This is a genomic window from Spirosoma agri (assembly GCF_010747415.1).
Taxonomy (GTDB): Bacteria; Bacteroidota; Bacteroidia; order Cytophagales; family Spirosomataceae; genus Spirosoma; species Spirosoma agri.
In genome coordinates this window covers 355,574-367,700 of sequence record NZ_JAAGNZ010000002.1, presented here as the reverse complement: position 1 = coordinate 367,700, position 12,127 = coordinate 355,574, and the positions used below count along the sequence as shown (strand labels likewise).

Genomic DNA, 12,127 nt, shown 5'->3' with positions numbered 1-12,127 from the left:
CGACCCACTGGTGTAAAGCCTGATGCGCGTGAGCACCACTGAAAATGTAGGCTTGCAACGAACAGGTTCGCTGTTTTCTGAAGCCACCGATGACAGCTAGTTTACGCACAAGCGATTGACTAGCGACAAGACAGGCAATTTATATCACTTACACCTCACATTATAGTATTGTTCTAATGTTTAATACCACGATTTCACGGAAGTATTTAACTTTCGCCGTTGATTCGGGTTATTCCTGCATTAGCCTTACTTTTTTGACCTGATGTACATTCATGCAGTAAGTCATTATCTTCCTACAGAGGTAATTGGCAATGAACATTTTACAAGGCTAAATGGCCTATCCAGCGACTGGATAATCGAGCGTACCGGTATTGAGGAACGACGCAAAGCGGCACCTGGGGAAAATACGAATACCATGACAGTCGAGGTTGTTCGGCGGCTTGCTCAAAAAGTCGACCTCTCCACTGTCGATCTGATTGTTGGCGCCACCTACACGCCTTACGACACGATTGTCTCTCTTGCTCACGAGGCCCAGCATTTTCTCGAAATTGCCGATATTCCGGTGGTGTCTATCTCGACGGCCTGTTCGTCGTTGCTTAATGCCATCGAGGTCGTTGAGGGGTACTTCGCGCTCAACAAAGCCAGCCGCGCCATCGTTATCGTCTCTGAACATAATACAGCGTATAATAACGAGAACGACACCATTTCCGGGCATTTGTGGGGCGATGGGGCCGCAGCCCTGCTGATCACCAAAGAACGCCAGAGCGAAGGTGACTTCGTTATAAAAGCCCTACTGACCGGAGGTGCGGCTCACACAGCGAAAGCCACAACGGCGGTCATGATGAAACCGGTAGACGGCGGTGTTACGATGCCGTTCGGTCGTGATGTGTTCATCAATGCCTGTCAGTACATGCCAAAAGCCACGCTACAGGTACTCGACCGATGCGGCTTGACGCTTGCTGATGTCGATTACGTATTGCCTCACCAGGCCAATCTGCGCATTTCGCGCAATGTCATGAATACGCTTGGTCTGCCCGAAGAAAAATTGATCTCTAACATTCAACGATACGGGAACACGGGTTGTGCGGGTTGCGCCATAGCCCTCTCCGAGCAGTGGGACACATTTCAGAAAGGGCAGCGCATAGCCGTAACCGTTTTTGGTGGTGGTTATTCCTTCGGTGCCATGTTGGTTGAAGTATAGAAAAGCACAAAAAAGGGATTGGGGTAATTGATAGCTATGCTGCCTATCAGTTACCCCAATCCCTTTTTTACCGATTTACTTTACTGGGCTTCGGCCCGCCAGGTATTGTTTTTCTCGTTGATGTCCGGCAATTTCTCGTCCGGATCAAGAACAACCGTTTTTATTGGCGACGTTGAATTGTATTTAAACGTCCAGGAGCTACCGCGCTGCCACACTTCGATCGGCAGGTTGACACGGCCTTTTTTACCGTTATTTTCGGTCACTTCGATGGTAACGGGCATGGCAAATTTCTCCAGATTTTCAATGGAGATCAGCGAGCCCTTTTCAGCAGACCCATCGACGTATTTTACCTCTTTGACGGCCTGATCCAGTTTCCAGGTTTCGTAGAAGAAGCCACGCCAGAACCAGCCTAAGTCTTCGCCTGCACCGTCTTCCATACTCCGGAAAAAATCGTAAGGCGTCGGGTGTTTAAAGGCCCAGCGATCGACATAATTCTTGAAGGCAAAATCGAAACGGTTAGGCCCAAGAATCACATCGCGCAGCAGCTTCAACCCCATACCGGGCTTGTAATAGGCTAGTATGCCCAATGCCCGCGGCTGTTGTACGTCCGGGATTGTCATAACCGGTTCCGTGGGATAAAACAGCGCAGGCGCAATGTCGTGCATCGTACCCCGCTCCCGGTCATACTCGCCTTTGTTAAAATTGGCGGTAGACAGCGTGTTGATGAACGTGTTGAACCCTTCGTCCATCCATGGAAACTTCCGCTCGTTGTTACCTACGATCATCGGGAACCAGTTGTGACCGAACTCATGGTCCGTTACGCCCCATAAGCCATCTTTGCGGCTCTTGTGATCGCAGAAGATGATGCCGGGATATTCCATGCCACCCACAATGCCCGCTACGTTGGTAGCCACCGGATAGCTGAACTCGTAGAGGTATTTCGAATAGTACTCGATGCTGCCCTTCACGTACTCCGTAGAGCGACCCCACGAATCGTTGGTTGCACTCTCAACGGGGTAGACGGACTGAGCAAGGGCTGGCTTACCGCTCGGCAGGTTCAGCTTAGCCGCATCCCACACAAATGATTTCGACGAAGCCCAGGCAACATCGCGGGTGTTCTGACAACGGAATTTCCAGGTCAGCGTACCAGATTTTTTTGGACGCGTGTTTGGATTGGTCACTTCATCCTTACCGCGAATGATCACCGTCTGATCGCTCTGCCGGGCCTGCGCCAGCCGCTTGATCTGGTCAGCCGTCAAAACGTCGTTCGGGTTCAGCAATTCGCCCGAGCCAACCACGATATGATCCCAGGGGACGGTTACGTTGTATTCGTAATCGCCATAGTCGAGATAAAACTCGCCCGCTCCCAAGTAAGGAAGTACGTTCCAGCCTTCGATGTCGTCGTAAACACACATGCGTGGATACCACTGCGCAATTTCGTAGATGATACCATCTTTCCGTTGCAACTGCCCCATCCGATCGGAGCCGTATTCCGGGATTTTGAACGAATAAGCTACTTTCAACTTTACTACGTCACCATTGGGCTTCACCGGCTCCGCCAGACGCACCTGCATCCGGGTATCGGTAATCTCGTACGGAACCGCAGCCCCTTTACTTTTTCCCTGCTCAACGGTTACACTAGTGATCGTAAGCCCACCCGCAAAGCCCAGATTACCAAACCGTCCCCCGGCAACCGGTGTTGTTTTGGCCGCTCGGGATGTATCGCTGAACGCATTCTGATCGAGCTGCAACCAGAGATACCCCAGCGTTTCGGGCGAATTGTTTTTGTACGTGATCGTTACCTCACCCGTAATGGTTTTCTGCTGATCGTCGAGGGCAACGTTGATCTGATAATCCGAACGGTTTTGCCAGTAGCGAGGGCCGGGAGCGCCACTACCCGTCCGGTAATCGTTGCCCGGCTGCATATTAAATAGAGGATGAAACAACGCAAGCGGGTCATATTTCGACCCTGCTGCCGATGTTGACGACGGTGCATTCTGCGCGAAAGCAACTAAGCTTAGCACCCATAGCCCCGCCCCAAGAGCGATTTTTTTCATGAAGCGATTAAAAAACAGATTTTATACAAATAACGCTATAAAGCCGTAAAACTGGATAACTCTACTAGTCAAGTAGCTACAGCGATAGGCGCAGATCGAGTCCGTGATGGATCAATAAGAAGATAAACAGACCGACCCAGAGTATATCAACAAAGTGCCAGTATAGGGTTATAAGCCGGATTTTAAGCTGATTTGGCGGATTGACACTGTACACAAAGGAGTCTACGTAGGGCCGCCGACGTAAGGCTTCGGCCAAAGCGATCACCAAAAAAATCAACCCGATCAGGATATGTACGAGGTGTATTCCTGATATGACATACACAAAACTACCGGACGGATTACCCTCCATCTTGATACCCGCCAGAATCATTTGCCGCCATCCCCAGCCCTGTAATAGAATGAATAACGTTCCCAGAACCAGCGTGGTCGCGATGTTCGTGCGATAGCTACTGAATCGCTCATGCCGAAACGCCTGATTTGCGTTATTGAGCGTGAAGCTGCTCAGAATGATCACAAACGTACTGATTAAGAACACATTCGGCAGTTTCACATCGGTCCAGTCAGGAGCCGTCCGGCGAATAACGTACGTCACCAGCAGCATGGTGAATAGCATGACGCTGCTGGCAATGCCAAGCCAGAGCATAAAGCGGAACGGCTCCCGCCGTTTCGTGATGAAGTTACTCATTGGGGGGATTCACGGATTGTCAGTATCGCTTAGGCTTGTAGCACTGCCGGTCCACCGCTGAACCAAAAACTACAGGCCAACGACAAACAGATTAGAGTCTTCCTTGCCAAACGCTGTAATTCGAAAATTGGTTTGTAACGAGCGGAGGAGCGTCAAAAATCCCGTATACCGTTGAGCCAGAACCGCTCATGCTCGCATAAACGGCTCCCAGCCCATACAACGTCTGCTTAATTTCTGCCAGAATCGGATAGGTTGGAAAGAGACTGGTTTCGAAATCGTTATGGACGGCATCCCGCCACGTTTCTATCGGTTTTTGAAGCTGCTCACGTAACGATTGTGCGGGTAGTTTCGGGCGCACATTTGCATAAGCTTCAGCTGTAGAAATGGCCAGATTTGGGTAAACCAAAAGCAGGTAATAGCCGCTGAGGTCAAGCGCAATCTCTTCGAACACATCCCCTTTCTCAACGCAATAGACGGGTCTATTTTCGATAAAGAACGCGCAATCACTTCCCAGCCTGCGGGCATATGCCTGCAATTGTGAGGAACTCAATCCAAGGTTGAACTGATCATTAATAAGCCGAAGCGCGAAAGCGGCATCGGCCGATCCCCCACCTAAGCCTGCACCGATCGGAACCAGTTTGTGGAGGTGCATTTGAACCGGCGGCAGATCGAAATCGGTCTGTAGTGATTCATAGGCCCGAACGCAGAGATTGGTCCCATCATCCCCTGGGATGGGGAGGCCGCTGCTGGTAAACTGGAAGGTGTCAGCCGGAATCAGCTCCAGCGCATCGGTCCAGCCAACCGGGTAAAAACAAGATTGCAGGTTATGAAAGCTATCAGGCCGCTTTTCGGTGATGAGCAGGCCCAGGTTAATTTTGGCGTTGGGGAAAGAAAGCATTAGACGACTGATACTAGGTTAGCCAACCCATAGCGGATCAGCCAGCCTATATTATGAACGATGAATGTACTATAGCCGATTCATCATTCATAATCCGTACCGCATCATTTTATCGCAATCACTTTGAATTCCGTTCGCCGATTGCGCTGGTGTTCGGCGTCGGTGCAGATAACGCCATCCGTACAATTATTGACCAACTGCGACTCACCCATACCAACTGCCACCATTCGCTTACGGCTGATTCCTTTGGAGTTCAGGTAGCTGGCAACGGCTTTGGCCCGTTCGGTCGATAAAATTTTGTTGTGCGTGGCATCACCCCGACTATCGGTGTGCGAACGAATTTCGATCACTAACGACGGGTATTTTCGCATGGTAGCTACCAGCCGATCCAGTTCGCGCGATGCATCGGACCGCAAGCTAAACCGGTCCAGATCATAGTAAATATTGTCGATGGTGACCACATCACCCACACTAAGCATCGGCAAATCAGCCGATAGTTCTCTTGGATTTTCCTTCTTAGGCAGGCGTTTGATCCGATTCGTATTGGTCCCAAACTCGGGCTTAGAGGCAATCAGTGTATAGTCACAACCGGGGTCGAGATCAAAGCTATAGCGCCCATCGGCTCTGGTTACGTACTCGCTCAGGCGTTTATTACACTCATTGCGCAGCCGAACCGTTACGCCCTCGATAGGACGACGATTCCGTTCACCGATCACGACACCCCGAATGCGTGAACGGGCTAATGAAGCGGCACCCGTTGATGTAGCCGCAATCGTATCCATGATCACGGTGGGCTTCATCATCGACATCTCAAGCCTTGTTGGTTGATCATCGGTCAGCGAACGGGTCATAAATCCAACGGTACTATTGATGTACCCATCGCGGCTGGCCTGGAAAATGAAATTGTTGTTCCCTTCCAGACACAGCTGTACCTGTCCATTTCCGTCGGTCACAATCGTCTGGTCCGGCCGGCCTTCGACTTTTGATTTCACGACTATGCTAACGCTGTCTAGGGGCATATCCGATTCAGCATCGTAAAGCCGGATGGTCAGATCGCGGCATCCGTACAGCGAACTTTCCCGTACGAACCGGAAGATGTCGTCGTTCCCGTCACGTCGGCTGCTGCTGAAATAGCCACTCCGTCGACCGGCATCGGTAATGAGGCCAAAATCATCCTCTGCGGAGTTGATCGGTGCATCGAGATGTTCTACGGATTGTACCGTTGAGCCATTGGACAGATTAGCAAAAAAGATATCCAGGGCCCCAAGGCCACCTCGCCCATCGGAAGAGAAATAGAGATTTCCGGCTTCGTCAACGAAGGGGAACAGTTCATTTTTTCGGGTGTTGATACTAGCCCCCAAATTGACAGGCTTACCCCACTTCCCGTTTTGGTAGCGACTCACGTAAATATCCGTTCCGCCAAGACCACCCGGCATATCCGATGCAAAATAGAGCAGCTGCTCATCGTTGCTCAGGGCCGGGTGCCCTACTGAATACTCGTCGCTGTTGAACGGTAACTCTTCCACATCGACCCATGTTCCGTTTTGTTGGCGAGCCGTATATAATTTGAGTTTATTGACACCTTCCGTGCTTTTTCCGGAGCGCCCTTCATTGTAGTTATTCCGTGTAAAAATGATGCGGGAACCATCCCGCGAGAACGTTGCGGGCCCTTCGTGATACTTGGTGTTCAGCGTTTTACTAAGTTTTTGAACGGAATTTGATGAGCGGGGCACATACCCCAATCCTTCGGTGATGTTAATACTCGCATTGAAACCGGGCACCGTTCGCGAATCGTTGGCAGTAGGACGCGTGTACGCATCACGGCCAAGGCTCCGTTCGCCTTTGACACGCTCGTTAACGGGCTTGCTGACCGTACCATCTGTATTGAGAATACCGTCAATTTTCAGGTTATTTCGATGTGGCGCGTAAAAGAGATCAAGATAGCCCGCACCACCACCGCTTCCCTGCGTTTCGATAGCCGCACCGCCTTTTTTACCCGATACGTAGACAAGGCCATCCTGGTAAAACGCGGGACTAAACTCCTCTCCCTGCGAATTCAGAGACAGATACTCTAATCGATAACGAACGGCTTCTTTACGGCCTCCTGCGCTGACTGCATCGCCTTCGGGCACAGACGCAACCCGACGCGGAGGGGCTTTCTGTTTCAATTGCAGGTATCGTTCATATTGCTTCTGCGCTTCCTGAAACTTCCCGTTACCCGCCAGCATCTGCGCAAACTGCAACGCCTGCTGTGGGTCGCCATCCATGTCGCTGTTGCTGAATGCTTCGCGATAGTATCGTTCGGCTTTAGCGCCATCGCCAACCTGCTGATAAGCGTACGCTAATTTCGACTGCGCCATAGCCTTCTGAGCGGGCGTAAGCTGATCACCGTCTTCCTTCAGTATCTGCGAATAGGCATCGATAGCACGCCCGTAAGCTTTGAAGCCAAGCAACCGCTCTGCCTGCCGCAACAGCGAATCTGTCTGCGACCAAGCCGCAGTCGAACAGCTCATCCACAGTAATACACCCAAAACCTGCTTCACCCAACTTGCTTTCATCGGTGTTATACTTACGTCCGGCCAATCCGAAGGCTTATCTATAAATCGGCAACTTGTTCTGTCTTATGATCACTCTTTAACAATCAATGTGCCAACCTCTCAACATTAGAAGCTGGTAAAGCTTAATTGGTACCTCAATTAGCGAACAACGTATTACGACACTTGTCGTAATATCGGCATCAGTGACTTACCGACCATAATATCGCCTGTTCTTTAGTCCAAGCGCGTTCACTTTTTTGTTTATCATACGGCTATTAAAACGTCAGCAAAAAACATGCTCACATGAAAATACGATTAGACAAACATAACGATAACCGTGTCGCTTTGTTGATTACAGCTTTGAAGAAGATTGCATCTACGTAAAATAGCGTAAACTCCCGAGCACCGTCATTTCTTTTCGTGACAGTAAGTCGACCAAATCTTCTTTCTTATTTACTATTCTATCGACAGTTTTTATGTGACTGTTCAATTCGGAACACAAGGTGAATCACTCAGTCGAAACAGTATATTATTGTGACATAATCTGAAGTTAACCGTCACCCGCTATTGACTTTCACGCTATCTAACGGCATTATCATTGAAAACGCCGTAGATTCTTGTCCTCCATTGTAGTAGTTAATGGAGCTGGTGTGCAATAATTGCCTTATTTATTCCCTGATCACAGTACTTGTCAATTGAATTAGCTGAGAGCGCCCAGATTCATAATCATCATAAACCATGCCAGCGTTAGCGGATACAAGTGGTTACAGTAACAACGAGGATAACGAAGTTGGTATAGCTTTACAAGAAAATGCCATTTGACGTCTTGTTCATCCGGTTACAGTAACTCAAAAATTTGATCGACGCTAGCGGGGAATTCAGTGCGATCGTGCGTAACGAACAGAATCGTTTTGTCAGTAAATGAGTCCAGTAACCGTCTGGCCAGTTGAATTCGCCGATCGTCTATAGCTTGAAAGGGCTCATCCAGGATCAATACGGACGGATTTTTAAGCAACGCTCTTATCAACAGAACAAGCCGCTGCTCCCCAACGGATAGCGTTCCGAATGTCCGATCGACAAGGTTGGTGATACCAAAATAATCCAGCAACGAATGAAAATCAGCTTCGGCACTGGCGGGCACATGAGCCGGGACAGTCAATGTATCGGTCAGGCCAGTAAAGGCGACCTGCCTAACAGAAAGGCTTTGTGGAAAGTATAGATGCAATTCAGGTGACACAAAGCCGATTCGTCGCTTAACGTCCCAGATGCTTTCTCCCCTACCCCGCCGATGCCCGAAGACACGAACATCGTTGGCGTAAGCCTGTGGATGGTCACCGTACAGCAAGCTCAACAGCACAGACTTTCCAGCTCCGTTTCGGCCCATCAGTCCCCAGCGCTCATTTGCCTTCACAACCCAGTTAATCGCATTGAGAATGACGCGTTCACCATACTGCACCGTTACATCAGTAAGTCGGAAGGCTTCCTCAAAATCAGCCGGCTTCGGCAGAGTCTGTAGTTGCGGTATTGATGTATTTTTCGTTATTTTTTCTTTCCAGTCAATGGTCTCCTTAGGACCAGCTTCCACCAAGCGGCCCTTTTCCAGCACCAACACGTGAGTGATAAAGGCAGGCATTTTGGTTATCTCTGTTGCAATGATCACCGTAAGACCCTGATGGGTGAGATTACCCAACCACTGACTCAACTCCTGCCGAAACGCAGCATCCAGTCCAACGAAAGGATCATCGAGCAAAAGCAATTCAGGATGCTGAAGTAAGGCCCGGCCAATACGTGCTTTCCGGGTCTGGCCGTTGGATAACTTTATAAAAGCGGAGTCAAGAAATGGCTCCAGACCGAGTCGCTGTACGAGGGTAGTATCTTCTGCTGATCCGGAAAATCGCAGGTATTCACGCACGGTGAGGGCGGGCTTTCCCTCATGCGAATCACTCAGCGTTGAATGATACCGTTGTTGATAGAAATGCCCGCTGTATGAGAACTGGCTCGACGCTTCTTTGAAGGAGACAAAAGCAACAGACTGGTTACGCGTCAGTGTTCCCGGCGTTGTGGGCAACTGGCCAGCCAACGCTTGCAGAAAGGTGGTTTTTCCGCTGCCGGTGGGTCCAACTAAAGCCCAGCATTCACCTGACTTAATGGTAACGCTCACATCGGCTAACACGAGTTGCCCACCTCGGCGGACGGAGAGATGTTGGGTACTAATCGAATCGAGTTGACTTGGCATGAAAAAGCCGGATGGATAACCTTACAAAGGTATCCATCCGGCTTAATTCTTTATGCAGTATATACTATTTGTTGGTCATAGAAGACGGTCTTGTCGTCGTTGACGATGACCGGCTTTTTGTGCGGGTTGCTGGATTGCCCGTCGTACCACCATTCATGCGATCGCTGGTTCCTGTTTGTGGCTGAGTCCCGGTAGTTGTACCGCTGTTCATCGTGCCTGTACCAGTCGAAGTACCCGTGTTCATTGTGCCTGTACCGGTCGAAGTACCATTATTCATAGTACCAGTGGTGCCAGTGCCGTACGTTCCGGTGTTGGTTGTTCCAGCACCAGTAGTCGTACCAGTGTTCATGGTACCCGTACCTGTACCCGCTGGTGGCTGGGTTTGGTATGTACCGGTTCCCGTGCCTGTATTCTGACCGTTCGTATAGGTTCCGGTGTTCGTTGTACCAGCACCAGTAGTACCCGTGTTAGTATTCGTTGTACCCATAGTACCCATGCCGGCTCCAGTGGTTGTTCCTGCACCAGTCGTACCAGCACCTGTTGTGCCTGAATTCGTTGTCTGCGCTTGCGCATTTAGGGTCAGGCCGGCTGCCAGCATGAAACCCATTATCAATACCTTTTTCATAGTTGAGTTCTTGTTTATATCGCTTTTATCTGATATTCTATAGTATAACTCAACTAGTCGCAAACTGTTTAATTCTCTTTTAATTTTCTCTAACAAAAAAAGGTAGTAAACAGCTGACGTTTACTACCTTCCCTATGACTAAGCGATACGTTAGAGGTTTCCCTTTTTCATTTCCTTAACGGCAAAATCGGCAGCGCGCGCTGTTAGGGCCATATAAGTCAGTGACGGATTTACACAGGATGCCGAAGTCATACACGCGCCATCCGTATTAAATACGTTTTTCACCGAGTGAATCTGGTTGTGCGCATTTAGCACCGATGTTTTTGGGTCACGTCCCATGCGGGCAGTTCCCATTTCGTGAATACCGATACCGGGGTGTTTCGACTCATCGTTATAAGCCGTCACGTTTTTCAGACCGGCCGCTTCGAGCATTTCCGCAGCATCGTTCATCATGTCGATCCGCATCTTTTTCTCGTTCTCACCATACGCTGCGTCGAACTCGATAAGCGGTAAGCCCCACTTATCTTTCTGAGTGGGTGACAGGGTCATGCGGTTGTTCGGATCAGCAATCATTTCACCGAAGCCACCTAAGCTCATCGTCCAGGGGCCCGGCGTTGTCAGGCTGTCTTTGAAATCGCCACCGAAGCCTTCCATACCATTGCCACGACCCCAGCCGCCCCGACCAGCACCGCCCTGGTAGCCAAAGCCACGAACGTAATCGCGCTTGTCGCCCGCCCAGTTCCGATAGCGTGGTACGTACACACCATTGGCCCGACGACCGTAGTAGTACTGATCTTCCATACCATCAAACGTACCAGCCGCGCCAACCGCCAGGTGGTGGTCCATGATGTTCCGGCCAAGCTGATCGGATTCATTACCCATCCCATTCGGGAACCGGTGCGACTTGGAGTTCATCAGGATCGATGTACTGGCGAAAGCCGACGCATTCAGGAAGATGATTCGGGCAAAGTATTCACGTACTTCTTTGGTGTTCTGATCGATGACCCGAACGCCGGTCGCTTTGCCTTTTTTCTCGTCGAAAATCACTTCCGACACGATCGAATCAGGACGGAGTGTTAATCGACCTGTTTTCACCGCTGCTGGCAACGTCGCCGATTGTGTGCTGAAATATGCACCGTAAGGGCAACCCCGCATACATTGGTTCCGGAACTGACAGGCAGCCCGGCCCAGATCGTAGTGGAGTTGTTTAGGGGCGGTCAGGTGAGCCGCCCGACCCATCGTAACCGTGCGAGCCGGAAATGCCTTCTCAATTTTCTTCTTAGCTTCTTTTTCCAGACAGTTCATCTGCATGGGCGGCAGGTAATTGCCATCCGGCAGTACGTCCAGCCCATCCTTGCTACCCGAAATACCCGCAAATCCTTCTACATATGTGTACCAGGGAGCCAGATCTTCGTAACGAATGGGCCAATCGACACCAATACCTTCTTTAGCATTGGCCATGAAATCTTCTTTGTTCAGGCGGTAGCTTTGGCGGCCCCACATCAGCGACCGGCCACCCACGTGGTAGCCCCGAATCCAGTCTACTTTCCGTTTTTCGAGATACGGGTTTTCTTTGTCGTTTTCAAAAAAGTGGCGCCACTCTTCATTGGCGGTGTAACCCGTACGCATGTTGGCCCAGTATTCTTCGGCAGCCATCGTTGTAATGCGTCCCCGGTGCGGAAAATCCCACGGGTTGTTGGTAGCTGTTGGATAGCCTTCAATGTGTTTTACATCGCGGCCACGTTCCAGCATAAGTACTTTGAGGCCCTTTTCAGTCAGCTCTTTAGCCGCCCAACCTCCCGAAATACCAGATCCTACGACAATTGCGTCGTAGGTCATATCCTTTTTTGCGTCAATATTGAGGTTCATAATTTTTGAAGGAGTGAGA

8 protein-coding genes are annotated in these 12,127 nt (G+C 50.2%); 1 reads left to right on the top strand and 7 read right to left on the bottom strand.

Going from position 1 to position 12,127, the window contains the following annotated elements:
• Positions 1 to 262 precede the first annotated feature (262 nt).
• The gene (locus GK091_RS18285; RefSeq protein ID WP_164041338.1) at positions 263 to 1,201 is read left to right on the top strand and encodes a 3-oxoacyl-ACP synthase III family protein; all 939 of its coding nucleotides are present in this window, start codon (positions 263 to 265) and stop codon (positions 1,199 to 1,201) included.
• 80 nt (positions 1,202 to 1,281) lie between these two features.
• Here GK091_RS18285 and GK091_RS18280 read toward each other — a convergent pair whose 3' ends face one another.
• From GK091_RS18280 to GK091_RS18250, 7 genes are all read right to left on the bottom strand, one after another.
• Complete coding sequence (locus GK091_RS18280; protein WP_164041337.1) at positions 1,282 to 3,258, bottom strand: M1 family metallopeptidase; 1,977 nt, start codon at positions 3,256 to 3,258, stop codon at positions 1,282 to 1,284.
• Between the two features lie 76 nt (positions 3,259 to 3,334).
• Positions 3,335 to 3,943, bottom strand: coding sequence for a cytochrome c oxidase subunit 3 (locus tag GK091_RS18275; protein ID WP_164041336.1), 609 nt, complete (start codon positions 3,941 to 3,943; stop codon positions 3,335 to 3,337).
• Positions 3,944 to 4,034: 91 nt separating this feature from the next.
• Positions 4,035 to 4,841 carry a 4-(cytidine 5'-diphospho)-2-C-methyl-D-erythritol kinase gene (gene ispE / locus GK091_RS18270; RefSeq protein ID WP_164041335.1) on the bottom strand — a complete coding sequence of 269 codons (807 nt, stop codon included), beginning with the start codon at positions 4,839 to 4,841 and terminating at the stop codon, positions 4,035 to 4,037.
• Positions 4,842 to 4,945: 104 nt separating this feature from the next.
• Complete coding sequence (locus tag GK091_RS18265) at positions 4,946 to 7,399, bottom strand: OmpA family protein (protein ID WP_164041334.1); 2,454 nt, start codon at positions 7,397 to 7,399, stop codon at positions 4,946 to 4,948.
• 817 nt (positions 7,400 to 8,216) lie between these two features.
• Entirely contained in the window at positions 8,217 to 9,614 is a 1,398-nt protein-coding gene (locus tag GK091_RS18260) for an ATP-binding cassette domain-containing protein (RefSeq protein WP_164041333.1), read from the bottom strand.
• 64 nt (positions 9,615 to 9,678) lie between these two features.
• Complete coding sequence (locus GK091_RS18255) at positions 9,679 to 10,239, bottom strand: hypothetical protein (protein WP_164041332.1); 561 nt, start codon at positions 10,237 to 10,239, stop codon at positions 9,679 to 9,681.
• A 150-nt stretch (positions 10,240 to 10,389) separates the two neighbouring features.
• Complete coding sequence (locus tag GK091_RS18250) at positions 10,390 to 12,108, bottom strand: GMC oxidoreductase (protein WP_164041331.1); 1,719 nt, start codon at positions 12,106 to 12,108, stop codon at positions 10,390 to 10,392.
• Positions 12,109 to 12,127: the final 19 nt, after the last annotated feature.